Genomic DNA, 25,026 nt, shown 5'->3' on the forward strand with positions numbered 1-25,026 from the left:
CGGGGTCAGCCGATGCCGTGGCGGACGGCCCAGAGGGCGGCCTGGGTGCGGTCGGCGGCGCCGATTCTGCGGAGGAGGTTGGTGACGTGGGTCTTGACGGTCTTCTCGGAGACGCCGAGGGCGCGGGCGATCTGGCGGTTGGTCTGGCCCTTGGCGATGAGGCCGAGGACCTGGCTCTCGCGGGGGGTGAGGTTGGGGGCGGCGGGGGCGGTGGAGCCGTTCATCAAGCCGCGCATGGCGACCGGGGAGAGGAGGAGCTGCCCGGAGTGGACGGTGCGGATGGCGCTGGCGAGGGCGTCGGGGTCGATGTCCTTGTAGACGAACCCGGCTGCGCCGGAGGCGATCGCGGAGGGGACGCGCTCGGCGTCGGTGGCCGAGGTGAGGACGAGGATGCGGGACCGGGACTCGCCGAGGCGGTCGAGGACCCCTTGGCCGTCGAGGCCGGGCATCTTCAGGTCGAGGAGGACCACGTCGGGGTCGAGGGCGGCGATGGCGGCGAGGGCTTCCTCGCCGTCGCCCGCTTCGCCGACGACGACCAGGTCGGGTTCGAGTTCGAGGTAGCCGCGCAGGCCGCGGCGGACGACGGGGTGGTCGTCGACGAGGAGGAGGCGGATCGGGTCAGACATCGCTGCCGTCTCTTTCGGTGTCGAGGATCAGGGTGACGACGGTGCCTTCGCCGGGGGCGGTGGCGAGGTGGAGGTCGCCGCCGAGGGCCTTGGCGCGCTCGCGCATCGACAGGAGGCCGAGGCCGCGGGTGGCGGCCTCGTCGGCGTCGAAGCCCAGGCCGTCGTCGGCGATGGTGATGCGTTCGGACTCGATCGTGAGGGTCACGTTGCGGGCCTTGGCGTGCCGGAAGGCGTTGCCGAGGGCTTCCTGGACGAGGCGGAGCACTTCGACCTCGCCGTCGCGGGAGAGGTCGACGGGCGAGCGGACCGCGAAGTGGACGCTGGTGTCGTGGAGGCGGTCGAGGAGCGCGGTGTGGCGCCGGAGCGTCTCCACGAGGCCGTGGGCGTCGAGGTCGGCGGGGCGGAGTTCGACGATGACGCCGCGCAGCTCCGCCACGGCCTCGGCGGCGAGCTGCTCCACTTCGTCTAGGCGCTCGCGGGCGGCCGCGGGGTCCTCGGGGAGGAGCTTCCCGGCGGCGCGGGCGGACAGGCGCAGGGAGAACAGGCGCTGCATGACGGCGTCGTGGAGTTCGCGGGCGAGGCGGTTGCGCTCCTCGACCACGGTGAGCTCGCGGCTGCGCTCGTAGAGGCGGGCGTTGGTGATCGCGATGGCCGCGTGGGAGGCGAGGAGCTCGATGAGGTCGGTGTCGGCCTCGGTGAACCCGGGCTTCCCGAGGTCGTTGGTGAGGACGACGATGCCGAGGATGCGGTCGCCGTCGCGGATGGGGACGCCGAGGAGCGCGGCCATCGCGGGATGGGCCTTGGGCCACCAGCGGAAGCGCGGGTCGCGGCGCAGGTCGTCGAGGCGGATCGGCTCGGTCTCGGCGAGGATCGCCGCGAGCATGCCGTGCTGGCGCGGGAGGGGGCCGATCTCCAGGCGCTGCTCCTCGCCGATGCCGTCGGTGATGAACTCCGCGAACCCGCCGTCGTCGTCGGGGATGCCGATCGCGGCGTAGTCGGCGCCCACGAGGCGCCGCGCCGAGGAGACGATCACTTCGAGGACCTGGTGCACGGACAGGTGCCTGGTGATCGCGCCGACGGCCGCCGACACCTCGTGCAGCAGGGCGGCGGGATCAGAGTGGGAGGCGGTCACGGCACGAATCTAGCCCAGGATCGGGCGGCCGCGGCTCGGTCGCTGGTCTTAAGACCTGCGGACCGGGACCGGCTGCGACCTCGGGCCGATGTGCGCGGCCCCGGGCGGCAATAGCGTCGCTGCCATGACCAACGAAACCCGAACCGCCGTCGTCACCGGGGCGTCCGCCGGGCTCGGCCTGGCCCTCGCCGAGCGGCTCGCCGCCGACGGCTGGCACCTAATCCTCACCGCCCGCGGCGAAGCGCGCCTCAAGGAGGCCGCCGACCGCCTCGGTGCCGCATACCTCGCCGGCGACCTCGCGTACGACCCCGAGCACCGCGAGCGCCTGATCGCCTTGGCCGACGGGCGGATCGACCTGCTCGTCAACAACGCGTCGACGCTCGGCGAACTGCCGCTCCCGACCCTCGCCGACGCCGACCTGTCGCGCCTGCCGGAGGTGTTCGAGCTGAACATGCGCGCGCCGCTCCACCTGGTGCAGCTCGCGCTCCCCGCGCTGCGCGAACGCGGCGGCGCGGTCGTCAACATCACCTCCGACGCCGCGACCGGCCCGTACGCGACCTGGGGCGTCTACGGCGCGTCCAAGGCCGCGCTCGACCAGCTGTCGAACGTGCTCGCCGCCGAGGAGCCGGGCGTGCGCGTGTGGGCCGTCGACCCCGGCGAGATGCGCACGCAGATGCTCGCCGACGCCGTGGGCGAGGCCGACGCGGCCGAGGCCGGGGACCCTGCGGACGCGGCGGCCGCGATCGTGCGGCTCATCGCGGCGAGACCTGAGAGCGGCCGCTACGAGGCCAAGGATTTCCGAGAAGGGACAGGGGAATGAGCACCACGTTGTCCGAGCCGTTCGCGTTCGCGCTCGACGCCGCCCTGGAGGCCCGCAGGCCTGCCGAGGTGCGCGGCTCCGGCCGCTCCGACGTGCGGATGCTGGTGACCGACAAGGAGACCGGCGAGATCACCCACCGCCGCTTCGAGGACCTTCCGGCGCTCGTGCGCCCCGGTGACCTCCTCGTCGTCAACAACTCCGGGACGCTCCCGGCCGCCGTGGTCACCCGCCAGGGCCTTCGCGTCCACTTCTCCTCGGTGCGGCCCGACGGGTCGTGGCTCGTGGAGCTGCGCGACCGCGACAAGCCCTACCTCGGGGACGTCCTCGGCCGGATCGTCGACCTCCCCGGCGGCTACCAGCTGTACCTGGAGCGGCGCTTCGGCAAGCGGCTGTGGGTGGTCCGCCCGCCGTTCGCCTCCGTCCCCGACTACCTGGCGCGGTACGGCAGGCCCATCCGCTACTCGTACGTCGAGGAGCAGTGGCCGATCGGCGCCTACCAGACCGTGTTCGCCACGGTCCCCGGATCGGCCGAGATGCCCAGCGCCGCAAGGCCGTTCACGTCTGAGATCGTGACGCGCCTGGTGTCGGCCGGGGTCGGGATCGCCCCCATCACGCTCCACACCGGGGTCGCGTCGCTGGAGAGCGACGAGGACCCGTACCCGGAGTGGTTCGAGGTCGGCGAGTACACGGCGCGGGCCGTGAACGCGGCGAAGGCCGCGGGCGGGCGCGTCATCGCCGTCGGCACCACGGTGGTCCGGGCGCTGGAGAGCGCCGTCCAGGACGGCTGCGTCGTGGGCGCTTCAGGCCACACCGAGCGGATCATCTCCCCCGCGAACCCGGTGGCCGTGGTCGACGGCCTGCTCACGGGCTTCCATGAGCCGCGCTCGACCCACCTGTCGATGCTGGAGGCGATCTGCCCGACCGCGCTGCTGCGCGACTCGTACGAGGCCGCGATCGGCGGGAAGTACCTGTGGCACGAGTTCGGCGACGTCCACCTCATCGCGTGAACCCGGCCCGGACCTGCGCGTTACCATCGGTCCGGCGGCCGCACCGGCCGCCGGACCGAACGCGAGAGGGCCGGGATGTTCAACAGGGGTCAAGCTCCCCAGGGCCGCAGCGGCAGGCGCCGGTTCGCGATCCCCGACACGCCCCTGGTCTCGGCGGTCACCGCGGCCGTGACGCTCGCGCTCGCCGTGGTCCTGTTCCTCACCGCGATGCCGGGTGAGGAGCGGGTCCTCTACTACGACGGCGAGCGGGTCAGCCCGTCCGCGCTGTGCGAGACGCCCGCGCCCGACGGCGGCACCGAGATGGGCGTTTGCGCCGAGCTCGGCGAGTGGGAGACCCGCGAGACCGGCTGGGGCGTCGTCAGGCTCGTGATCGCGGGCGTCCTCGCCGCAGGCGCCGCCGTCGTGATCGCCGGCATCCCCAAGCAGGTCGCCGAGCGGCGCCGCGAGGAGCTGGCGGCCCTGGAGCGGCTCACCGACGAGGACTTCCCGCGCACGTAGCCGACCGCGCCTCTAATCGACGTAGATGTCAGGCTGGAAGTCGGTCGTGCCCGGCACGACCGCGTACTCGTCGAGGTCGGTGACCCCGATCGAGGCCAGCAGGTCCTCGACCATGACCGCATTCCCCGTGTACGACTCCGGGTCGCGCGAGAGGATCGCCAGCGCCGCGTCGGCGACGATCTCGGGCTTGCGGGAGCGGTCGAGCATGGGCTGCCCGCCGAGGGCGAACTCGACGGCGGCGGTGGCGATGGTCGTCTTGGGCCACAGGCAGTTCGCGGCGACGCCGGGCTCGGTCTCGGAGGCGCCGAGGGTCATGATCGTCATGCCGTACTTGGTGGCCGTGTAGGGGCCGCCGGAGAACCAGCGCGGGTCGGTGTTCAGCGGCGGGCTGACGGTGAGCAGGTGCGCGTGGTCCGACTCGCGCAGGTGCGGGAGGGCGGCGCTGATCGCGGCGAAGGTGCCGCGGAGGTTGACGCCCGCGATGAGGTCGAACTTCTTGAGGGAGAGCTCGCCGATGCCGGTGAGGTCGAGCGCGGAGGCGTTGTTGACGCAGGCGTCGAGGCCGCCGAACTCGGCGGCGGCGCGGTCGACGGCCGCGGCGACGGATTCGGCGTCGCGGAGGTCGCCGACGATGGGGAGGGCCTGGCCGCCCGCGGCCTCGACGGCCTTGGCGGTCTCGTAGAGGGTGCCGGGGAGCTTGGGGTGCGGTTCGCCGGTCTTGGCGAACAGCGCCACCTTCGCTCCGGCGGCGCCGAGCGCGACGGCGATGGCCGCGCCGATGCCGCGGCTGGCGCCGGTGACGAACGCCGCGCGCCCGTTGAGGGGGTGGTCCTTGACCAGGGCGGCCCTGACGGCTGGCTCCATTGCTCTGCCTCCATTGGTTCGGTGACCCCTGATATTACTGGAAAGTAACTTCAGGTGAAAGCAGGGCGGGGGCGACACTCCGGCCGCGATCCTGGCGGTTTCCTGAACGTCCGCTGGGAGCGGTCGCGGAAGTCGCCTGGAAACGGTCACGAACCCTGTCACCGCCGGAAACGGTGGCATACGCTGGGCAACCACAAAGGGTCTTGCACGAGTACTGAGGAGCGGTGGATGACTTCGACCAGCGGGCCAGCCGGCGCCGTACCGCCTGCGGTGCCGCTCCGGGGCGACGGGTCCCCGGCGCGTCTCCTGGTCGTCGACGACGAGGAGAGCCTGGCCGACCTGCTGGTCGAAGCCCTCTCGTTCCAGGGCTACACCGTGAGCGCGGCGCGCAGCGGCACCGAGGCGCTCACCGCCGTCGAGTCCGTGCGCCCCGACCTGGTGATCCTCGACGTGAACATGCCGGGCCTCGACGGGTTCGGCGTCGCCGACCGCATGCGGGCCTCCGGCGACGCGACCCCGATCATCTTCCTCACCGCCCGGACCGCGCCCGACGACCTGCGCGACGGCTTCGGCTCCGGCGGCGACGACTACCTCATGAAGCCGTTCCGGCTGGAGGAGCTGTCGCTGCGCGTCTCGGCCGTGCTGCGCCGCACCATCGGCCGCGAGGCCGCGCCGGGCCAGGCCGCCGACACCGTCACGGTGGCGGACCTGAGCCTCGACCTCGCCGCGCACCAGGTGACCCGGGACGGCAAGACGATCGACCTGTCCCCCACCGAGTTCCGGCTCCTGCGCTACCTCGCGGCGAACGCCGGGCGCGTGGTGTCCAAGTCGGAGCTGCTCAAGCAGGTGTGGGGCTACGACTTCGAGACCGAGTCGAGCCTCGCCGAGACGTACGTGTTCTACCTGCGCCGCAAGCTCGACAAGCTCGGCCCCCGGCTCATCCACACCGTGCGCGGCGTCGGCTACATGCTCCGCCCGCCGCAGGAGTAGCCCGTGGCCATCAGGACGAAGATCGCCGCGGCCATGGCGGTCCTGCTCATCGTGGCCGTCGCGGTCATCGGGTTCGTGACCGTGCGCGTCGTCTCCGACAAGCTCACCGGGCAGGTCGACGAGCAGCTGCGCAAGGCCACCAACGAGGACAACCTGTCGATGTGGATGAACACCGTCGACGTCCTCGGCGGCGCCGACGGCGCGGGCGGGCCCGAAGGGCCGCGGCTCGTCTCGCAGTACGCGCTCCTGCTGTTCGACAGCGACGGCCAGGTCGTGGCCGAGCAGCAGGCCGGGACCGCCGACGACCCCGACCCGCTCCCCGACATCTCCTCGGCCCCGCAGACCGGCCTGTACTTCAACGTCGCCTCGACCGACGGCACGATGACCTACCGGGTCTACGCGCAGAGCTTCCGCCAGACCACCACCGGCGACATCTACACCTTCGTCGTCGCCACGCCGCTGACCGAGGTGCAGGCGTCCATCTCGACGCTCACGCGCACCGTCCTCATCACCGGCGTCGCCGTGGCGATCATCGGCATCCTCGCCGCGTGGATCATCACCCGCCGCGGCCTCCGCGTGGTCGACCACATGGTGGCCGACGCCGAGACCGTGGCGACCGGGCACCTCGACCACCGGATCACCGCGGCCGACCCGCGGACCGAGATGGGTCGGTTGTCCTTGGCGCTCAACCGGATGGTGTCGCGGCTGACCGACGCGATCACCCAGCGGGACCGGCAGCACGAGCGGCTGCGGCAGTTCGTGGCCGACGCCGGGCACGAGCTGCGCACGCCGCTCACCGCGATCGGCGGGTACGTGCAGCTGTACCAGAACGGCGCGGCCGCGCAGGGCGAGAAGCTCGACCGGGCCATGGACCGGATCGGATCCGAGAACGCCAGGCTCGCGAAGCTCGTCGACGACCTCATGGTCCTCTCGCGCCTCGACGAGGAGGTCGGCGGCGACCGCGAGCTGGTCGAGCTGGCGCAGCTCGCGCAGGACGCCGTGGACGACGCCGAGGTCGCCGACCCGACCCACCCGGTGGGCCTGGTCGCGGCCGAGCCGGTCACGGTGGTCGCCAACGAGGGCCAGCTCCGGCAGGTCCTCGTCAACCTGCTCACCAACGCGCGCGTCCACACCCCGGCCGGGACCGCCATCGACGTGTCCGTCAAGACCGAGGACGGCTGGGCCGTCATGCGCGTCGCCGACCACGGCCCCGGCATCCCCGCCGAGCACCGGCAGAAGGTCTTCGACCGGTTCTACCGGGCCGACCCGTCCCGCTCGCGCGCCACCGGCGGCTCCGGGCTCGGGCTGTCCATCGTGTCCTCGATCGTCGCCGCCCACGGCGGCCTCATCCGCCTCGACAGCGCCGAAGGCGAGGGCACGACGATCGAGGTCAGGCTCCCGGTCGCACACCTCGAATAGCCGTCCCGCCGGCTGGACTCCCCAGTGGTGCAACGGGCCCCGCAGGTCTACGCTGAGACCGCGGACCCCCTGCCGCCCCCTCGGAACGGAGCCCACCATGGCCGCTGCACGCGTGCTGATCTCAGGTGCCGGCATCGCCGGCACCACCCTCGCCCACTGGCTCGCCGCGAAGGGCTTCGCGCCCGTCGTGGTCGAGCGCGCCCCCGCGCTGCGGCCCGGCGGCTACAAGATCGACGTGCGCGGCGCGGCCCTCACGGTCGTCGAGCGCATGGGCGTCCTCGACGCGATCCGCGAGGCGCGCACCGACATGCAGGAGGCGTTCATCGTGGACGCCAAGGGCCGCAAAGCCGCCGCGATGGACGCCGACACCTTCGGCGGGCGCGTCCACGGCGACGCCGAGATCCACCGCGGCGCGCTCGCGCGGCTCATCCACGGCCTCACCGCCGACACGGTCGAGTACCGCTTCGACGACTCGATCGCCACCCTCGAACAGGACGGCGACGGCGTCGACGTCGTGTTCGAGAGCGGCCGCAGCGAGCGGTTCGACCTCGTCGCGGGCGCCGACGGGCTCCACTCCAGAACCCGCCGCGCCGCCTTCCCCGGCGACCACGTCGTGGACCTCGGGTACGGCGTCGCCTCGTGCACCGTGCCCAACACGCTCGGCCTCGACCGGTGCGAGATGACCTACGTCGGCGCCGGGCGCACCGCCCTCGTCTACAACACCGCCGGAAGCGACGACGCGACCGCGCTGTTCCTCTGGGCCGCTACCGGGCTCGGCGACGAGCGGCGCGACCGCGACGGCCAGGTGAAAGTCCTGCGCGACGCCTACGCCGGCGAGGGATGGGAGATCCCCAGGCTCCTCGAAGCGGCCGCGGACGCCGAGGACCTGTACCTCGACCCGCTCGCGCAGGTCCGCATGGACCGGTGGTCGCAGGGCCGGGTCGTGCTCCTCGGCGACGCCGCGCACGCCGCCTCCGCCGCCTCCGGGCAGGGCACGAGCCTCGCGCTCGTCGGCGCCTACGTCCTCGCCGGGGAACTCGGCCGGGACGGCGGCCACGAGCGCGCGTTCCGGGCCTACGAGGAGCGGATGCGGCCCTTCGCCGCGGCCAACCAGGCGCTCGGCCCCAAGAACGTCAAGAGCATGGTCATGCGCAGCGACGCCCAGGTGCGCTTCGGCATCGGGTTCCTCAAGCTCGCCTCGCGCCTCCCCGGCAAGGACCGGCTCATGGCCCCCGTCGTCAAGGCCATCCACCGCGCGGCCACCGCGATCGACCTGCCCGACTACGAGAAATGACCGGGAGCCGGGCCGCGGCGCCGTGCTAATGTCGGCGACCGTGACACGACTCCTCCCCCGGTGGTTCGTCGAGCGGATCGCCCCCGTCCGCGACGAGGACGAACTGCCCGTCTCCACACTGGAACTGTTCTTCGACCTCATCTTCGTCTTCACGGTCGCCCAGTTCACCGCGATCATCGCCTACGACCCGGCCGAGGGCCTGCTCCAGACCGTGCTCATGTTCGGGTTCCTGTGGTGGATGTACGCCGGGTACTCGTGGCTCACCAACGTCATCCCGCCCGTGCGCCCCGCCCGCCGCATCCTCCTCCTGTGCGCCATGGCCGGATGGCTCGTCGTCGCGCTCACGATCCCCGCCGCGTTCGATAGCGGCAGCGTGTGGATCGCGATCGGCATGCTCGTCGTCGTGCTCGTGCACGGCCTCATGTACCTCCAGGCCGCCCGCGCGTTCGGCCCGGTGTTCGTCGCGAACCTCGCCGCGGTCGCCGCCGTGTTCGCGGCCGAGATCGGGCCCGCAGGAGCCTGGCGCTACGGGTTCTGGGCACTCGCCGCCGCCATCGTGTGGTCCGTCCCGGTCTGGCACGGCCAGCGCGGCCTGAACCTCCACCCCGCGCACATCACCGAGCGGCACGGCCTGGTCGTCATCGTGGCCCTCGGCGAGTCGGTCGTGGCGATCGGGATCGGCGCCCGCGGGCTGCCGGTGGACGCGGACCTGCTCGTCGCGGCGGTCCTGGGCCTTGCGATCGGCGCGTGCCTGTGGTGGTCGCTGTTCGTGCGGGACCTGCCCGGCACCGAGCACGCGCTCAAGGCCACGACGGACCAGGTGAAACGGGTCCGGAAGGTCCTCGCGGGCCTGTCGTACGCGTTCATCCCGGTGCTCGTCGGCATCCTCGTGTTCGCCGCAGGCCTCAAGCACGCCGTCGGACATGCGCTGTCGCCCTTGGACTTCGAGTCGGCGGTGCTGCTGTCGGGCGGCGTCGCGGCGTTCATGCTGGGGACGGCCGGGCTGCGGTGGTCGATGCGGCTGCCGAGGCCGTGGGAGCGAGTCGTGCTCGCCGCGGCCGTGCTCGCGGTCGCGCCGCTCGGCCTGGTCAACACCGCGCTCCAGCTCGCGGCCGTCGTGGTCGTCCTGGTCGGCGCGCTCGCGCTGGAGGGCCGGGCTAGCGCGGCGCCGCGGCCAGCGCCCGCGGAATGACCAAAGGCGTCCCGGACTCGGGGTCGTCGATGATCCGGCACGGCAGGTCGAAGACCTCCTGGACGGTCTCGGCGGTGACGATGTCGGCGGGGGCGCCCTCGGCGACGACCGCGCCGTCGCGCATCGCGATGAGGTGCGTGGCGTAGCGGGCGGCCTGGTTGAGGTCGTGGAGGACCGCCACGAGGGTGCGGCCCTCGCGGTGGAGCTTCGCGCACAGGTCGAGGACCTCGATCTGGTGCGTGATGTCGAGGTAGGTGGTGGGCTCGTCGAGCAGGAGCAGCGGGGTCTGCTGGGCGAGGACCATCGCGATCCACACGCGCTGGCGCTGGCCGCCGGAGAGCTCGTCGACGCCGCGGGAGGCGAGGTCGGCGATGTCGGTGGCGTCCATGGCCTCGGCGACGACGCGCTCGTCCTCGGCGGACCACTGGCGGAGGATCCCCTGGTGGGGGTAGCGTCCGCGGGCGACGAGGTCGGCGACGGTGATGCCGTCGGGCGCGATCGGGGACTGCGGGAGCAGGCCGAGGCGGCGGGCGACGGCGCGGGTGGGCTGGTGGTGGATGTCCTTGCCGTCGAGGAGGACCGTCCCGTGCGAGGGCTTGAGCATGCGCGCCAGGGCCTTGAGGAGGGTGGACTTGCCGCAGGCGTTGGGGCCCATGATGACCGTGAACTCCCCTTCGGGGACGTCGACGGTGAGGCCCTCGCTGATGACGTGGCGGCCGTAGCCGAGGGTGGCTTCGCGGGCGGCGAGCGGGCTAGCGGTCACGACAGGATCCCCTTCTTGCGGTTGGCGATGAGCAGCCAGATGAGATAGGCGCCGCCGACGACGCCGGTGACGACGCCGGTGGGCAGCTGGCGGTCGCCGACGCCGGCGACGGCGATCATGTCGGCGGCCGTCACGATGAGGGCGCCGACGAGGGCCGAGCACAGGAGGCTCCGGGCGGAGCCGGTGAGGCGGGCGGCGATGTGGGGCGCGGCGAGGGCGACGAACGCGAGCGGCCCGGCGACGGCGACGGCCCCGGCGGTGAGCACGGAGGCGGTGACGAGCGCGGTGACGCGGGTGGCGCCGACGCGGACGCCGAGGCCGGTGGCGGCGGCCTCGCCGAGGCGCAGGGAGTCGAGGCCGCGGTGGAGGAACGCGATGACGACGAGCCCGGCGGCGAGGACGATGCCGACGACGGCGGCCTGGCTGAAGTCGCGGCCGGAGAGGTCGCCGGTGAGCCAGTAGACGGCGCGGAACGCGTCGACGATCGTGGTGCGGGTGAGCAGGTACCCGTTGATCCCGGCGAGGATCGCGGAGACGCCGATGCCGACGAGGACGAGCCGGTACCCGGAGGGGTCGCCGCCGCGCGTCAGGGTCCAGATGAGCAGGCCGGTGGCGAGCGCGCCGACCGCGGCGAGGACGGTGGTGACCTGGAGGGACGCGCCGGTGACGATGATGGCGATGAGCGCGCCGGTGGTGGCGCCCTGGGTGAGGCCGAGGAGGTCGGGGCTGCCGAGGGGGTTGCGGGTGAGGGTCTGGAAGAGGGCCCCGGCGAGGCCCATGCAGGCGCCGACGGCGAGGCCGGTGGCGAGGCGCGGCAGGCGCAGCGTCCAGAGGATGAACTCGTCGCCCTTGGTGCCCTGGCCGAGGAGGGCGTCCCAGACGCGTTCGAGGCCGAGGGACGTCGATCCCGTTGCGGCCGACCACATCGCGACGGCGGCGAGCACGGCGAGGGAGCCGAGGACCGCGGCGAGCACGCGGTGGCGCAGGCGGATCGAGTAGCCGCCGAGTCGGAGGACGGTCACAGCCGGGCCACCTTCCTGCGGCTGACGAGGGAGATGAAGAACGGGCCGCCGACGACGGCGCAGACGATGCCGACCTGGACTTCGGCGGGGCGGGCGGCGAGGCGGCCGATGACGTCCATGAGGACGAGGAACGCGGCGCCGGTGAGCATCGAGTAGGGCAGGACCCAGTTCTGGTCGGGCCCGGTGAAGGCCCGCACGACGTGCGGCACGACGAGGCCGACGAAGACGATCGGGCCGCACACGGCCGTCGCGGTCCCGGCGAGGACGGTGATCGCGGCGATCCCGGCGACGCGCAGCACCCGCGGGTCGACGCCGAGGCCGGTCGCGGTGGCGTCGCCGAGCGCGAGGGCGTTGAGCGGCCGGGCAAGGAGGATGCCGACGACGGCCGCGACGCCGATGAGGATCACCACGGGCAGGATCGGCGCGGTGTGGGCGTTGACGAGCGAGCCGACGGACCAGAACCGCATGGTCTCCAGGGACGCGGCGTCCATGAGCTGGATCGCGGAGACGTACGCGTACCCGGCGGCGGTGACGGCGGCGCCCGCCAGCGCGAGCCGGGCGGGGGTCGCGGTGGCGGCCCCGGCGATGAGGTAGGTCGCGACCGTGGCGACGGCCGCGCCCGCGAACGCGAACCCGATGGTCTGCGCGAACCCGGAGAAGCCGAGGAAGTACGCGGCGGTGACGACCGCGGCGGCGGCGCCGGTGTTGACGCCGAGGAGGCCGGGGTCGGCGAGCGGGTTGCGGGTCATGGCCTGCATGAGGGCCCCGGCGAGGCCGAGCGCGGCCCCGGCCGCGAGGCCGAGGGCGGTGCGGGGCAGGCGCAGCTCGGTGACCACGGGGTAGGCGTCGGAGGCGGGGTCGGTGAGCCCGGCCCACACCTGGCCGAGGTCCATCGCGCGGGCCCCGAGCGCGACGCTCGCGACGGCGAGGGCCGCGATGACCGCAACGAGGACCACGAGTCCGGTGATGCGGCGCGCGTTGCGCGAGCGGGGCGCGGGTTCGCTTGCGTCCCTTGGGCCTTCGACCGCCGCTGCGGGCGGTGCGGAGGGGGCGCGGTGCGCGGTTGACAAGTGCGGTCTCCGGCGGGGATAGTGGCTGCGGTTTTGTTTAGGCTAACCTAACCGTCGCTTCCCCCGCCATCGCCGATCACCCTCCGAAGGAGTTCGCCGTGCCACTCCCCGCTTTCGACCGCCGCCGCCTCTTCGCCGCCACGGGCGGCCTCGGCGCCGCCTCCCTCCTGGCCGCGTGCAGCGACGACCCTGTTCCCGTGCAGACCGAGCCCGACGGCAGGCCGTTCTCGTTCCTCGACGAGCGCAGCGGCGAGGACGTGAAGCTCGCGGCCGTGCCGACGAAGATCGTCGCGTTCACCGGCCTGGCCGCGGCCCTGTACGACTACGGCGTCGAGGTCGCGGCGGTCTTCGGGCCGACCACGCTCTCCGACGGGCAGCCGGACCTCCAGGCCGGGCGGCTGCCTGTGGAGGAGCTGACCGTGCTCGGCAACGCCTGGGGCGAGTTCGACGTCGAGCAGTACGCCGCGCTCGGGCCCGAACTCCTCGTCTCCCACTACTACGAGGGCTTCGACCTGTGGTTCGTGCCCGAGGACCGGCTGGAGGAGATCGAGTCGCTCGCGCCGGGCATCGGCATCGAGGTCTCGAAGCCCACGATCGACCAGATCATCGACCGCCATGCGGCCCTTGCCGAAGCGCTCGGCGCGGACCTGAACTCCGAGGAGAACGCCGCGGCCGTGGAGCGCTTCGGGAACGCCGCGGGGTCCGTGGCCGCCGCCGTCGCCGAGAAGCCGCTCAAGGTCCTCGCCGTGGGCGCGTGGCCCGACGGGCTGTACATCGCGAACCCGCCGACGTTCAACATCCTCGCCAAGAGCACCGAGCTCGGCGTCGACCTCGTGGTCCCCGACAACCCCGACCAGAACAACTACTGGGAGCTGCTGTCCTGGGAGAACGTCGACAAGTACGACGCCGACGTCATCTTCCTCGACACCCGGACCGGGAACCTCACGGCCGAGCAGCTCCGCGCCGAGCAGCCCACCTGGGCGGCGCTCCCGGCAGTGGAGGCCGGGCAGGTCTACGGCTGGAACGCCGAGCCGGTGTACTCGCACGTCGGCGGCGCGATCGAGCTGGAGCGGATCGCCGAGGGGCTCACCTCGGGCCAGGCGCTCTGAGTGGCTGACGCCACGTGACCGGCCCAGGTCACGCGCCCGCATTCTGGTTAGGCTAGCCTAACCTCGGTTCGGCCGGGCCAGTCCCGCAATCCGACCGCCTGTTCCGGCCCCCCGCCCCTGCACGAAGGAGAAGTTCACATGGCATTCGATGCCGACAAGGTCAAGCTCGGCCGCCGCGGCCTGCTCGCCGGGGGCGGCGCCCTCGGCCTCACCGGGGCGCTCGCCGCCTGCGGCTCGGGCGACGACGACGCCGACTCCGGCGCCGAGTCGACCGGCCCCTGGTCGTTCACCGACGACCAGCCCGTCACCTCCGAGCTCGACCACGTCCCCACCAAGCTCGTCGCCTACACCGGCATGGCCGCCGCGCTGTACGACTTCGGCATCGAGGTCCCCGCCGTCTTCGGCCCCACCACCAACGAGGACGGCACCGCCACCAGCCAGGCCGGGAACCTCCCCGTCGGCGACCTCGAAGTCTTCGGGAACACCTACGGCGAGTTCGACGTCGAGAAATACGCGAGCTGGGGCCCCGAGGTCCTGCTCACCCACTTCTACTACGACCCGGCGACCCTCTGGTACATCCCCGAGGAGTCCAAGGACAACATCACCGGACTCGCCGAGGTCGTGGCCCTGAGCGCCGACGACGGCGCGAACACCCTCGACGCGGTCATCGGCCGCCACGCCGAGCTCGCCGAGAGCCTCGGAGCCGACCTCGAATCGGACGAGAACACCGCGAACAAGGAGCGGTACGACGCCGCCGTCGCGGCCCTCACCGAGGCCGCCGCCGCCAACCCCGTCACCGTCCTCGCCTGCTCCGCGGCCGCCGAGGTCTTCTACGCCTCGAACCCGGCCATGGGCAACGACATGCGGTTCTTCACCGAGCTGGGCGTCAACTTCGTGCAGCCCGACAACCTCGACGAGGGCGGCTACTTCGAGAGCCTCTCGTGGGAGAACGCCGACAAGTACCCCGCCGACGTCCTCTTCCTCGACTCGCGCATCCAGGCCCTCCAGCCCGACGCGCTCACCGAGTTCCCGACCTGGACCGCCCTCCCGGCCGTCCAGGAGGGCCAGGTCGTCGCGTGGGAGGCCGAGCCCATGTACTCCTACGGCCTCGCCGCCGTCTCCATCGAGGCGCTAGCCGACGCCATCAAGAACGCGAAGAAGCTGGTCTAAGGCAGACCGCTCTTCCACTCCCACAACTGAATGCAAAGTGAGAAAGGGCGGGGGTTGCGTGGCCCCCGCCCTTTCGCCTTGCGCTACTCGACTACTTGATGTCGAACACCACGACGGACGGGTCGTGGTCGGAGACGCCGTAGCGCCCGTAAGCGGGCTCCTCGCCGAAGTCCCACGCGTCGGCCGGGTAGTCGGCGTTGATGTGCGCCGAGCCGGTCCACTCGACCTCGCGCAGCAGCGCCGGGGACGCGAACATCTGGTCGAGCGTCTGCGTCTGGCCCACATAGGTGTAGGAGTACGCGGCCGCCGGGTGGTCCTCCACCTGCACGTCGTACAGCGAGCACAGGCCCGAGTCCTCGTACATCCCGGCGAGCTGGTCCGACGGGCCGGTCCAGTCCCCCGCGATGACCTGGCCCTCGGCGAACGGGTCGTCGGGGCGCGGGAAGACGTTGAAGTCGCCGCCCGCGAGGACCTTCGCCCGGCGCTGGTGGTCGAGGATCGCCGCGCTGATCGCCGCCACGTAGTTGGCCTGCTCGGTGCGGTGCAGCACGCGCGTGTTCGGGCTCGACGAGAAGTGGTTGTTGATCAGGTAGATCTCGCCGATGTTCCGGCCGTGCTTGTCCTTGAAGTAGAACTTCGCGGCCTGCGCGGCGCGGCTGAACACGTCGAAGCCGTTGCACGCGAACACGCCCGAGGACTTGCACTGGTCGATGACGTCCTGCGGGAGCGAGGCGTTCAGGGCCTTCGGGTTCTGCAAGTCCGCGTTGATCGCGTCGGCCTCGGTCGGGTAGTCGATCTCGGGCGAGTCGCCGAAGACCGGGTCCCAGGACTTCACGTTCGACAGGCCGGCCAGCTTGGGCTGGTACAGGAAGCCGGTCATGATGCCGCGGGTGTCGGCCGCGTCGAGGTCGCCGACGGCCGTGTAGGTCGGGCCGCCGTACTCGGCGATGACGAGCGCGAGCTCCTGGATCGAGTCGGGCGCGCCGTCGCCGCCGGTGTTCGCGTCGCCGGTGTTCACCAGGTCGCACACGAGCCGGTCCTCGCCGAGGTCGGAGTCCTTCGTCCACTCGGGGTTGACCGAGCAGACGTCCTGGGCCTCGCCCTCCTGCGTCATGAGGATCGCGGGGCTCTTCAGGTCCTCGACGATCTGCGCGGCCTGGCGCTGGAGCTGCGCCTCGTACTCCTCATAGGTCGAGGGCACGTAGTCGAACGGCGGGCTGACGTTCCCCTCGGGGTCCTCGGGGTCGGTGCACCCGGCGTTGCCGGTAAAGTCGCAGCCCGAGTTCGGGTTGTCGCGGGTGTCGTACAGGTTCTCGATGTTGTACGAGGCCACGGACGCCTCGTGCTTGCCCGCAGCCTCGACCGGCTCGTTCTCCGCGGGCTCCAGGCCGCCTTCGAGGACAAGGTCCTCGGCGACCTCGACCGCGTACTTCGCGAACGAGAGGTAGATCCCGCCGGTGGCGGCCTCGGTGATCACGTCGTAGGTCTTCGCGGGGGCGATGATCGACTCGGTGGTGCCCGCGGTGGCCCGGATGCCCAGGTCGCCGATGACGAACAGGTAGCCGTTGCCGTCGTCGAAGTTCCCCTCGACCGTGTCGAGCGGGTGCGCGTCGCGGTAGGCGCGGGCGGCGTAGCCGTCCTGCTGCGCCGCTTCGGAATCGCCGCGCATGGCCCAGACCTCGCCGCCGGAGGAGAACACGTCGCGACCGGCCGTGACCACCGAGTCGGCCGGGACGGTCATCTGCATGCCGAGGTGGCGGCGCATGTACTCAAGGGACGCCTTCGCGTCGTCCGGCGGGTCGACCTCCACGGACTCGACCTCGGCGAGCGGGTCGAGGCCGGTCTCCACCACGTCGTAGACGTACGCGGAGCCGCCCGAGAACTGGATGTTCCCGAAGTAGGAGCCGACGACGCCGCGCAGGACGATCTCGTCGCCCACGTTCACGGTCCAGTTGGCGCCCAGCTCTTCGCGCGCCGGGGAGCCCGCGAGGGTCCGCAGCGTCGAGTACTGGTTGTTGAACACGAAGATGCCGTCGGAGGAGTTCGCGTCGCCGTCGGTCGCGTCGGCGCGCTCCTGGAGGAAGAAGCCCTTGTTGCCCGAGGGGTCGAGGGTCTCCTGGGTGACGATGCCCTGCACGTACACGGTCTGGCCCGCGAGGGGCGAGGAGAAGTCGGTGTCGCCGTCCTCGATGGAGCCCTGGACCGCACCGATGTGGACGATGTCGGCCTGGGCCTGCGCCTGCGAGGCGAAGAGGAACCCGGAGGCGCCGATGATGACCGCGCCCGCGGCCGCCGCCGCGAGTCGGGCACGCCGTCTGAGGGACTGCACGGGGAAGCTCCAATGCTCTTGTGCTCGGCGCGGGGCGCCGGAAGCTGGTGATGGGGCGGTACTCACTCAACCGCAACACCTGGGCCTGCGCAAGACCTCCAGGTGAATTCCTCGTATCATCCCACGTCTCAATTCGGCCACGCCGCCGTGCGGGCACCATGCGAGGGCACCGTACGAAATGGAGGCGGGCCGCGGATCGTACATCCTATAGGAAATAGGATGTACGATCCGCGGCCCGCCTCAGTTCCTCATCTCATCTCATCTCAAGCCGTCGCGGTCACGGCGTGTAGTAGTCGGGCACCCGCACGTCGCCGAAGTCCATGTCCGAGGCCAGGTAGAAGCTCGTGTACTGCGGCTGGTTGTAGGTGGTCTGCTGGTTCGCCACGCCCACGCGGTACTGCGGGTCGTGCATCAGCGTGAACAGCTTGTGGTCGGTGACCTCCGTCGACGTGAAGATCCGGATCGCGCTGGAGTCGCTGGTGCGCACCAGGAGCTCCTCGCGCCAGTCGCCGAGCACGTCGGCCACGAGGCCCGGGTTCCCCTTGGTGTAGTTGTTGGTCAGGGTCCCGGCGGCGTCGAGGACCACGCCGTCCTGGTAGTCGCGGATCGTCGTCTCCTCGACGGTGGCGGCGTCCGCGCCGTGGACGAGCTGGGTCGTCAGGTCGGCGTCCCAGCGGATGCTCATGTTCGTGCCCGGCGCGGCGCCCTCGATGGGCTCGCCGGTGACGGTGAACAGGCCCTCGGGGTTCCCGGCCTGGTCCGGCGGCAGGCCCGCCCAGGCTTCGACCCCGGGGATCGACGGGTCGATGTCGCCGACCATCCCGCGCCCGGTGTCGCGGCCGGTGTAGCCGCCCCACAGGACCTCGCCGGTCGCGGCGTCGCGCATCGCGTAGCCGTACGGCGCCCACGTGCCGCCCTCGAAGACCGAGAAGATCTCCAGGCCCTCGCGGTCGGGGTCGAAGTCGCCCACGTGCAGGGCGTCGCCGTGCCCGAGCTTCGCCCAGGCGCCCGGGTTCGCCGAGCCCTCCGGCATGGTGTCGTAGGAGGAGTAGAGCAGCGAGCCGTCGTCGTCGAGCGTCGCCGCGCCGTAGACGATCTCCTGCCTGCCGTCGGCGTCGACGTCGGCGACCTGCATGAAGTGGTCGCCCTGCGTGGTGAGGGTGCCCCATTCGGGGTCGGGGCCCTCGACGCCGTGCGGCCCGTCGTTGAACGGGTTCGACATCGGGGCGTGCCCGGAGTCGGCCTGCCAGCGCTGCGTCAGGTTCCTTCCGTCCCAGTCGATCGCGGTGACGGTGGTGCGGGTGTAGTAGCCGCGCGCGAAGATCGCGCTCGGGTGCTCCCCGTCGAGGTAGGCGACGCCGGAGAGGAACCGGTCGACCCGGTTGCCCGGTTCGATGCGGGCCATGGCGTAGTCGCCCCACAGGAGGCCGTCGTCGCCGCGCTCCACAGGGAAGTCCACGGTGTCCATCTCAAGTCCGGTGCGGCCGTTGAAGACCGTGAGGTACTCGGGTCCGTCGACGATGAAGCCCTGGAAGTTGCGGAGCTGGTTCCTGGCGGAGCGGGACGGCGCGTAGACGTCGATGAAGTAGTCGGCGAGGGTCTCGGCGTCGGCCTGCGAGAGCGGGTACGCGAAGTCGAACTGGGCGTCGGCGCCGAGGGCCGCCTCGATGGTGGCGGGCCAGTCGCCGTTCACGACCTCGGGGTGGTCGCTCCAGCCCTGGAACATCGCCACGAGGTGGTCGTAGTAGTCGGCGGCCGACATCCGGTAGTCGTCCTGGTGGGTGACCCCGGCGCGGCGGTCGTCGCGGGGCAGGGTGATGTACTGCTCGCGGTCCTTGACGAACGAGGTGGTCTTGGTGCCGGGCGCGGTCTTCATCATGACCTCGGCCTTGCCGTCGCCGTCGAAGTCGTAGACGTCGAACTGCGTGTAGTGCGCGCCCGCTCGGATGTTCACGCCGAGGTCGATGCGCCAGAGCAGCTCGCCCTCCTGCGTGTAGGCGTCGAGGTAGACGTTGCCGGTGTAGCCGACCTGGGAGACGTCCTTGGAGTTCGAGGGGTCCCACTTGACGATGTACTCGTAGTCGCCGTCGCCGTCGAGGTCGCCGGGACTGATGTCGTTGGCCTTGTAGGTGTACGCCTCGCCCGCGGGCGTGACGCCGTCGGCGGGCTTCTGGAGCGGCACGTCCAGGTAGCCGTCGGCCCAGGGCGAGACGGTGTCGGAGACGTCGTCGCGGCCGCGCTTGACGGCGACGACCTTGTACTCGGCGTCCGCGTCGCCCGCGGTGTCGAGGAAGTTGGTGGAGTCGGTGACGGTGGCGATCTTGCGGCCGTCACGGTAGACCTTGAAGACCGCTCCTTCCAGGCCTGAATCGTTATAACCGGTGACCTCGTCGGCGAGCAGGCGCCAGCTCAGGAACACGCCGTCGCCGGTGACCGCGGCGACCAGGCCGCGGTCGAGGTCCTCCAACTGGATCTCGTCATGGCGGCCGCCGTGGCCCTGCGCCGAGGCGGTGACACCGGCACCGGCCAGCACGCCGACCAGCGCCACGGCCACTGCTCTGCGAAGTCTTCTGGGGGGTTGCATCGAAGGGGCTCCTCGATTCCTGCGAGGCCGGAGCGTCGAGGGGGACCTCCGCGCCTCAATTGAAACGATTTAACGCATCGAAGACTATCGACATTGGCAAGCCCTGTCAAGAACCCCCCGGTGAGCCCCGACACCGCCCCCACCCCACCGCATCCGCCCCTGCCGCACTCCGGTACAGTTACCCCTCGTCCCGGTCGATTAGCTCAGCGGGAGAGCACTCGCTTCACACGCGAGGGGTCACTGGTTCGATCCCAGTATCGACCACCATCCGGTGCCACTAGTACAACTAGTGGCACTTTTTGCATGCCCGCGGCGAATCGTTGATCGTGGCATGGTCCGGGAGGGACCGGTCTCGCGGGCGGGCTGGGACCCTCGCTGCATGGACTTCCTTGGGACGAATCCGAACCAGGCCGCCGGGGCGGCCGAATCGACCATGACCGTCGCGGAGAGCTTCCGGACGCTCCAGAGCGACCTGATGGCCTGCATCGACCGGTGCGTCGCCGCGGCCGGGGAACCGGAAGTGATCGCCGGATACAACAGCTTCGGGCCCACTTGGTCCACCGCGCTCGCCGGGATCGCCGTCCACGGCGAGTCCGTGGGCGGGACCGCGCTCGTCACCGTCGCGGACATCGCGAACGTCGACTTCACCAACCTCGGGGGCTACCAGGTCGCCCCGCCGCCGATCGATCCCTTCCACCCGATCAACTGACCCGGGAAGAGGACCCCCATGCCCCCGATTCCTGACGTGAGCAGCTTCGTCCCCCCGACCACGAAGGCGAACCCGGCCGCGCTGGACGCCGAAGCCGAGTTCCTCCAGGCCAGCAGCACCCGCATCATCGGCCGCGGGACCGAGATCCTCGGCGAGATGACCAGCACCGCAGTCGAGTTCAGCGAGCTCGTGGCCGCGCCGCTCATGCGCGAGGGCGGGCTGTCGCTCGACGCCAGCCGCGGCGCCATGCAGGCGGCCGTGTACGGGTCCACGATCACCGGCCAGTGGGCCGGGCACGTGCGCGAGTTCAACGCCGAGATCGAGCGCCTCACAGCCGACTGGGCCGCGGCCGTCGCCGCCCAGTTCGGCAAGGCCGGGGAACCCGAGCCGGTGATCGAGGCGGCCGGCGTCGCCAAGCTCCAGGAGGTGAACGCCGCCGCGACGGCGGCCCACAACCTCCTCCTCGACCGCGCGAAGGAGGCCGGATCGAGCCTCGCGGGCGGCCCGACCCCGGCGAACCTCCAGGCCCTGGCCGCCGCCACCGGCCCGTCCTGGATGGCCTACAACCTCTCCGGCGACCCCGCCCTCATCCCCATGGACGCCTCCGGCGGCGAGGCGCTCGCCCGCGACCTGCGCGAAGCCCTCGCCAACGGAACGGTCCCGGCGCCGCTGCTCCAGCGCATGCAGACCTTGCAGGACATCGCCGCGAAGGCCCGGGACCTCCAGGCCGCGGGCGGGATGCTGTCGGCGGGCGAGCGGGACTTCCTCAGCGGCTTCTACGGCGTGATGGGCACGGTCGGACCGAATGCGCCGGCACTGCAACAGGAACCGCTGTACAACCTGCCCGAGCTGGTGTCGTACACCGACCTCGGCGCAGGCCAGCAGTCGGCGGTGCTCGCCGCGGTCGGCGGCGGCCTGCTCGCGCTGTCGGACAAGCGGGTCGGCCTCGGCTCCGCGTTCCTGCCGCCGAGCCTGCGGAACCTGGTCGACTACCACTTCGGGGTCAATCCGGCCGAGAAGCCCCCGGCCACGTTCGAGAACCTCGCCGACCTCGCCCCGATGATCCGCGCCGCCAACGAGAACGGCCTCGACGACATGCAGGCGGGCCGCGAGCTGTCCGCAGCATTGACCCTGGAGGTCGCGGGCACCGTCGGCAACGCCTTCGACCCGGGCGACCTGAACGCGACGACCCTCCTCGACGCGAGCACCCGCAACACCGAGGCGAACGCGGGCCTTCTCAGCGGGGCGATCCAGACCCCGGTCTACGGCGACCGCACCGACGAGTTCGTGCTGCGCGGCGTCTTCGGGCACCAGTGGGCCGACGACGGCGCGACGGCCGCCCGGCTGGTCGACTGGATCGGCGAGGACGCGCTGAGCCAGGACTCCGACGTGCGCAAGCAGGCCGACGCGGCCGCGTTCGGGCTGTTCACGACCATGACCGACCGCAGCGCCGCGCCGCACTGGGACCAGTCGGCCTACGAGTTCTTCACGGACTCCTACGGGCAGATCGGCAAGTTCGAGGCGGCGCCGATCGGGGCGGCGAACCCCGCGATCGCGCTGTCGATGGCGAAGACCGCGGTGCCGTACTTGGACTTCTTCAGCGAGGTCGACAGCGGCGGGCCGAGCCGGTTGTCGCTGTGGGACGAGGACACTCCGATGTATCTGGGCCAGCAGACGCGCGAGGACTTCGTCGAACTGATCATGGCGGGCGACCAGGCCCGGGAGGAGTTCGGCCAGAAGGCGTACGAGCACGTGATCGCCGAGGCGTCCCGGCTCTCCGACCCGGCGCTGTTCCCCGACGACGCCGCCGCACTGCGGCAGGCCGCCGAATCGGGCAAGCTCATGAGCCTGCTCGACACCGGCTTCGCCAAGGTCTTCGAGGACGCCAACATGGACGGCGACCTGGCGACCACCGAGGCCACGCAGCACGCGAACTGGGCCCGGGCGGGCGCCGCGGCGGCCAAGGAGGTCGTCATGGACCTGCCCGTCGTCAAGGGCGCGAGCCGCGCACTCAACATCCTCGCCCGTCAGCTCACCGAGAGCTTCAAATGGACGCCCGGCGTCGCGCAGTCCTACGACTTCATCTGGGAGAAGGGCACCGCCCCGAAGGCGGGAGACCTCGGGGCGATCTGGGACAACAGCAAGGAGGAGTTCGACTTCGGCGTCTACCACGCGATCGTCGATCACGCGCTCATGACCGACGGGTCCGGGGTCACGCTCGACGGGCTCCAAGGGGCCGATCCGAGGCTCGTCGTCGACGGCGCCAACGGGCCGCAGTTGGAGACGACGCACCGGCTCCTGCATCCCGCGCACCCCGACGACCTGGACTACCGGGACGCGACCATGCACTTCCGCAGGCAGTTCGATCAGGTGACCCAGGACAGGATCTGGAAATACCTGCAAGACGTCCACGACCACCGCAAGGGCTGACCGTGATCCGGAGGCTGCGCTGATGCGACCCGCTGCGCCGCAGGGCGACTTCCCGGGCCGGGTGCGGGAGTTGCTCGGGCGGGCCAAGGACTCGCTCGGGGCGAGTCCGTCGGTGGCCGGGACTGCTGCGGGGTGCGCGCTGGTGCTGGGCGTCGCGGTGGGGTGGGCGGTGCTGACCTCGGGTGGGGACGGTGGCGAGGCGGTCGCGGAAGAAGCCGCTTCGGCGCCGCCTTCCTCGCCGGAACCCGAACCGGAGCCGAGTCCGTCGGTGGTCGTGACCGTCTCGCCGTCACCGTCGCCTTCGCCGGTCTACATTCCGGTCGACCCCGATGAACCGGCCGAGGAGGAGTCCGCGTCGCCGGAGGCGGAAGCCGAAGCGCGCGAAGGGTTTCCCGAGGACGGGCGGTACACCGTGCGGCAGGAGGCCAGCGGGCTGTGCCTGGACTGGGGCGAGGAGCCGGGGAACGACGAGGGGCGCCATGTGCTCGTGCTCGGGGACTGCGGCGACCCGTACCCGGAGCTGTCGTGGGACGAGCAGGACGAGGGCGTGTTCCAGGTGGAGATGGACTTCGACGACACGACGCCGTGCATGACCGTCGACTACGGCGGGGACGAGAACGGGCTGCTCGTGGGGTTCGCGGGGTGCGAGTACGCGGCGACGCAGCTGTGGCGGCTCGAAGCGGCCGGAGGCGGGTACGCGATCCGGACCGAGGCGAGCGGCATGTGCCTGGGGGTCCTCAAGGACTCCTCTTCGGAGGCGGGCGACGCGGTCGCGATCCAGGAGTGCGACGCGTCGGACCCGTCCCAGAGGTGGACCCTGTCCCCCGATTGACCTGGGGCCCTTGGGCTCCGGGAGGAGCCGCGGCGGTTACAGGCCCGTGCCCGCCGCGGCCCGCCTCCCCTGTCAGGAATGCGAGACGGCGAGGTCGTACATGACGACCTCGCCGTAGTTGTCGTCGCTGCACGGCGACGAGTTCTCGCAGTTCGCCTGCGTGTAGGCCCCGGCCTTGAAGTAGTTGCCGGAGCCGTCGTAGTCGAGGGTCGTCTGGAGCTCGCCGTCGTAGTACACGGCGATCTCGCCGTCGCTCACCACGTACGAGAACTCGAAGACGGTGCCCAGCTCGTACGAGTCGGTGACGAGGTGGAAGTTCGTCTCGTCGCCGTCGGTGAGCCACAGCTCGGACCCTTCCAGGCGGAGCGCGGTGACGTCGTCGTCGCCGCCGTGGATCTGGGCGCCCACGACCTCCGACTTCTCCGCGGGCAGGTGCGTGAACGCCGCGGTCACGGTGAGCACGTGCTCCCCCGAGCCCGCGTCCCATTCGATCTCGTCGCCGCCGCCCGGCTCCATCTCGCGCAGCTCCGAGCGCGGGTAGCTGGAGTTCTCGGTGGTGACGCCGTTGACGGGCGTGCGGAAGCGGATCGCGTCGCCGGAGTCGGCGACGGTGAAGTACTCGTCGTCCGAGAAGCCGTCGAGCTCGGGCTGGACGATCTCGGTCGGGTCGCCGTCGTCGCCGATCGGCAGGGTCACCTTCCAGTTCGCGAGGTCGAAGACCTCGGAGGGGAGTTCGGCGTCACCGCCGCTGCTGGCCCCGCTGCCGCCGCCGTCCTCCGCGTCGGCGCCGTCGTCCCCGTCGTCGCCCGGGACGTACACCGGGGTCGGCGAGGGCGAGGGGCTCACGGAGACGGACACGGACGGGTCGGGCTCGGGGGACGTCGTCTCGGTCTCGGCCCCGGCCTCGTCGGTCTCGTCGGCGCCGCTGTCCCCGGCGGAGACGACCGCCCAGGTCACGGCGACGATGAGGACGAGAGCGGCTGCGGCCGAGACGCCGGCCATGGACCGGTTCTCGCCGAAGGAGTCCCGGACCCGGTCGAAATGGGTCCGCATTCGGGTGGGGAGGTCCTCGGGGGGCGTGGCGTGGCGCGGACCCTTGCGCGGTTGGTCGTCCATCGTGTCGCAATCCTTGAAAGTCGCAGTGGGCTCGGGGATCCGGAGAGGTG

Annotated in this window: 21 protein-coding genes and 1 tRNA gene; 13 read left to right on the plus strand and 9 right to left on the minus strand. The window is 71.5% G+C overall.

The annotated features are described in order from the left end of the window. Positions 1 to 5 precede the first annotated feature (5 nt). Complete coding sequence (locus WA640_RS15755; protein ID WP_335988827.1) at positions 6 to 626, minus strand: response regulator transcription factor; 621 nt, start codon at positions 624 to 626, stop codon at positions 6 to 8. Then, positions 619 to 1,758 carry a GAF domain-containing sensor histidine kinase gene (locus WA640_RS15760; protein ID WP_335988829.1) on the minus strand — a complete coding sequence of 380 codons (1,140 nt, stop codon included), beginning with the start codon at positions 1,756 to 1,758 and terminating at the stop codon, positions 619 to 621. Before WA640_RS15760 ends, WA640_RS15755 begins: the two co-directional genes overlap by 8 nt. Positions 1,759 to 1,882: 124 nt before the next feature. On the opposite strand from WA640_RS15760, the gene WA640_RS15765 reads away from it, so the two are divergent. The 3 genes from WA640_RS15765 to WA640_RS15775 all read left to right on the plus strand — a co-directional run bounded on the left by WA640_RS15765 (position 1,883) and on the right by WA640_RS15775 (position 4,083). Beyond that, positions 1,883 to 2,578, plus strand: coding sequence for an SDR family oxidoreductase (locus WA640_RS15765; protein WP_335988831.1), 696 nt, complete (start codon positions 1,883 to 1,885; stop codon positions 2,576 to 2,578). Further along, positions 2,575 to 3,585 carry an S-adenosylmethionine:tRNA ribosyltransferase-isomerase gene (locus WA640_RS15770; protein ID WP_335988832.1) on the plus strand — a complete coding sequence of 337 codons (1,011 nt, stop codon included), beginning with the start codon at positions 2,575 to 2,577 and terminating at the stop codon, positions 3,583 to 3,585. The genes WA640_RS15765 and WA640_RS15770 overlap by 4 nt, the downstream gene beginning before the upstream one ends. Positions 3,586 to 3,660: 75 nt before the next feature. Further along, positions 3,661 to 4,083: a hypothetical protein gene (locus WA640_RS15775; RefSeq protein WP_335988833.1), complete on the plus strand. Its 423-nt coding sequence runs from the start codon at positions 3,661 to 3,663 to the stop codon at positions 4,081 to 4,083. A gap of 12 nt (positions 4,084 to 4,095) precedes the next feature. On the opposite strand, the gene WA640_RS15780 is transcribed toward WA640_RS15775, so the two are convergent. Further along, a complete protein-coding gene (locus WA640_RS15780) occupies positions 4,096 to 4,947 on the minus strand; it encodes an SDR family oxidoreductase (RefSeq protein ID WP_335988834.1) in 852 nt (283 codons plus the stop codon). A 228-nt stretch (positions 4,948 to 5,175) separates the two neighbouring features. Between WA640_RS15780 and WA640_RS15785 the strand changes: the two genes are divergently transcribed. From WA640_RS15785 to WA640_RS15800, 4 genes are all read left to right on the plus strand, one after another. Then, complete coding sequence (locus WA640_RS15785; protein WP_335988835.1) at positions 5,176 to 5,937, plus strand: response regulator transcription factor; 762 nt, start codon at positions 5,176 to 5,178, stop codon at positions 5,935 to 5,937. 3 nt (positions 5,938 to 5,940) lie between these two features. Beyond that, positions 5,941 to 7,356, plus strand: a complete 1,416-nt coding sequence (locus tag WA640_RS15790; protein WP_335988836.1) for a sensor histidine kinase — start codon at positions 5,941 to 5,943, stop codon at positions 7,354 to 7,356. A 97-nt stretch (positions 7,357 to 7,453) separates the two neighbouring features. Beyond that, on the plus strand, positions 7,454 to 8,650 hold the full coding sequence (locus tag WA640_RS15795) for an FAD-dependent monooxygenase (RefSeq protein WP_335988837.1): 1,197 nt from the start codon (positions 7,454 to 7,456) through the stop codon (positions 8,648 to 8,650). 40 nt (positions 8,651 to 8,690) lie between these two features. Beyond that, positions 8,691 to 9,842 (plus strand): low temperature requirement protein A, encoded by a 1,152-nt coding sequence (locus tag WA640_RS15800; protein WP_335988838.1) that lies wholly within the window; start codon positions 8,691 to 8,693, stop codon positions 9,840 to 9,842. Here WA640_RS15800 and WA640_RS15805 read toward each other — a convergent pair. Genes WA640_RS15805 through WA640_RS15815 form a run of 3 tightly spaced genes read right to left on the minus strand, consistent with a single transcriptional unit; the run spans position 9,808 to position 12,697 of the window. After that, complete coding sequence (locus tag WA640_RS15805; RefSeq protein ID WP_106365458.1) at positions 9,808 to 10,605, minus strand: ABC transporter ATP-binding protein; 798 nt, start codon at positions 10,603 to 10,605, stop codon at positions 9,808 to 9,810. The genes WA640_RS15800 and WA640_RS15805 overlap by 35 nt on opposite strands. Further along, a complete protein-coding gene (locus WA640_RS15810; protein WP_335988839.1) occupies positions 10,602 to 11,627 on the minus strand; it encodes a FecCD family ABC transporter permease in 1,026 nt (341 codons plus the stop codon). Before WA640_RS15810 ends, WA640_RS15805 begins: the two co-directional genes overlap by 4 nt. Next, complete coding sequence (locus tag WA640_RS15815; protein ID WP_335988840.1) at positions 11,624 to 12,697, minus strand: FecCD family ABC transporter permease; 1,074 nt, start codon at positions 12,695 to 12,697, stop codon at positions 11,624 to 11,626. Before WA640_RS15815 ends, WA640_RS15810 begins: the two co-directional genes overlap by 4 nt. Before the next feature lie 98 nt (positions 12,698 to 12,795). Between WA640_RS15815 and WA640_RS15820 the strand changes: the two genes are divergently transcribed. Then, positions 12,796 to 13,806, plus strand: a complete 1,011-nt coding sequence (locus tag WA640_RS15820; RefSeq protein WP_335988841.1) for an ABC transporter substrate-binding protein — start codon at positions 12,796 to 12,798, stop codon at positions 13,804 to 13,806. 138 nt (positions 13,807 to 13,944) lie between these two features. Beyond that, the gene (locus WA640_RS15825) at positions 13,945 to 14,976 is read left to right on the plus strand and encodes an ABC transporter substrate-binding protein (RefSeq protein ID WP_335988842.1); all 1,032 of its coding nucleotides are present in this window, start codon (positions 13,945 to 13,947) and stop codon (positions 14,974 to 14,976) included. 91 nt (positions 14,977 to 15,067) lie between these two features. Here the strand turns inward: WA640_RS15825 and WA640_RS15830 are convergent, their stop codons facing one another. Beyond that, positions 15,068 to 17,305 carry a hypothetical protein gene (locus WA640_RS15830; RefSeq protein ID WP_335988843.1) on the minus strand — a complete coding sequence of 746 codons (2,238 nt, stop codon included), beginning with the start codon at positions 17,303 to 17,305 and terminating at the stop codon, positions 15,068 to 15,070. Between the two features lie 277 nt (positions 17,306 to 17,582). Further along, positions 17,583 to 19,889, minus strand: a complete 2,307-nt coding sequence (locus tag WA640_RS15835) for a rhamnogalacturonan lyase (RefSeq protein ID WP_335988844.1) — start codon at positions 19,887 to 19,889, stop codon at positions 17,583 to 17,585. Positions 19,890 to 20,081: 192 nt separating this feature from the next. Here WA640_RS15835 and WA640_RS15840 point away from each other — a divergent pair. The 4 genes from WA640_RS15840 to WA640_RS15855 all read left to right on the plus strand — a co-directional run bounded on the left by WA640_RS15840 (position 20,082) and on the right by WA640_RS15855 (position 23,860). Then, a tRNA-Val gene (locus WA640_RS15840) sits at positions 20,082 to 20,156 on the plus strand. A gap of 112 nt (positions 20,157 to 20,268) precedes the next feature. Next, on the plus strand, positions 20,269 to 20,598 hold the full coding sequence (locus WA640_RS15845) for a hypothetical protein (RefSeq protein ID WP_335988845.1): 330 nt from the start codon (positions 20,269 to 20,271) through the stop codon (positions 20,596 to 20,598). Positions 20,599 to 20,634: 36 nt separating this feature from the next. Further along, positions 20,635 to 23,028, plus strand: a complete 2,394-nt coding sequence (locus WA640_RS15850; RefSeq protein WP_335988846.1) for a TPR repeat region-containing protein — start codon at positions 20,635 to 20,637, stop codon at positions 23,026 to 23,028. A gap of 22 nt (positions 23,029 to 23,050) precedes the next feature. Next, positions 23,051 to 23,860: an RICIN domain-containing protein gene (locus WA640_RS15855; RefSeq protein WP_335988847.1), complete on the plus strand. Its 810-nt coding sequence runs from the start codon at positions 23,051 to 23,053 to the stop codon at positions 23,858 to 23,860. 72 nt (positions 23,861 to 23,932) lie between these two features. Here WA640_RS15855 and WA640_RS15860 read toward each other — a convergent pair whose 3' ends face one another. Then, positions 23,933 to 24,976 (minus strand): polysaccharide lyase family 7 protein, encoded by a 1,044-nt coding sequence (locus WA640_RS15860; protein WP_335988848.1) that lies wholly within the window; start codon positions 24,974 to 24,976, stop codon positions 23,933 to 23,935. Positions 24,977 to 25,026 lie beyond the last annotated feature (50 nt).

The organism is Glycomyces sp. MUSA5-2 (genome assembly GCF_037034145.1).
Taxonomy (GTDB): domain Bacteria; phylum Actinomycetota; class Actinomycetes; order Mycobacteriales; family Micromonosporaceae; genus Glycomyces; species Glycomyces artemisiae.

What these genes read in the sequence shown, in the direction of transcription:
- WA640_RS15755 (WP_335988827.1), bottom strand. Translation starts at nt 626, where the DNA reads ATGTCTGACCCGATCCGCCTCCTCCTCGTCGACGACCACCCCGTCGTC.
- WA640_RS15765 (WP_335988831.1), top strand. Translation starts at nt 1,883, where the DNA reads ATGACCAACGAAACCCGAACCGCCGTCGTCACCGGGGCGTCCGCCGGG.
- WA640_RS15770 (WP_335988832.1), top strand. Translation starts at nt 2,575, where the DNA reads ATGAGCACCACGTTGTCCGAGCCGTTCGCGTTCGCGCTCGACGCCGCC.
- WA640_RS15775 (WP_335988833.1), top strand. Translation starts at nt 3,661, where the DNA reads ATGTTCAACAGGGGTCAAGCTCCCCAGGGCCGCAGCGGCAGGCGCCGG.
- WA640_RS15780 (WP_335988834.1), bottom strand. Translation starts at nt 4,947, where the DNA reads ATGGAGCCAGCCGTCAGGGCCGCCCTGGTCAAGGACCACCCCCTCAAC.
- WA640_RS15785 (WP_335988835.1), top strand. Translation starts at nt 5,176, where the DNA reads ATGACTTCGACCAGCGGGCCAGCCGGCGCCGTACCGCCTGCGGTGCCG.
- WA640_RS15795 (WP_335988837.1), top strand. Translation starts at nt 7,454, where the DNA reads ATGGCCGCTGCACGCGTGCTGATCTCAGGTGCCGGCATCGCCGGCACC.
- WA640_RS15825 (WP_335988842.1), top strand. Translation starts at nt 13,945, where the DNA reads ATGGCATTCGATGCCGACAAGGTCAAGCTCGGCCGCCGCGGCCTGCTC.
- WA640_RS15835 (WP_335988844.1), bottom strand. Translation starts at nt 19,889, where the DNA reads ATGCAACCCCCCAGAAGACTTCGCAGAGCAGTGGCCGTGGCGCTGGTC.
- WA640_RS15845 (WP_335988845.1), top strand. Translation starts at nt 20,269, where the DNA reads ATGGACTTCCTTGGGACGAATCCGAACCAGGCCGCCGGGGCGGCCGAA.
- WA640_RS15855 (WP_335988847.1), top strand. Translation starts at nt 23,051, where the DNA reads ATGCGACCCGCTGCGCCGCAGGGCGACTTCCCGGGCCGGGTGCGGGAG.
- WA640_RS15860 (WP_335988848.1), bottom strand. Translation starts at nt 24,976, where the DNA reads ATGGACGACCAACCGCGCAAGGGTCCGCGCCACGCCACGCCCCCCGAG.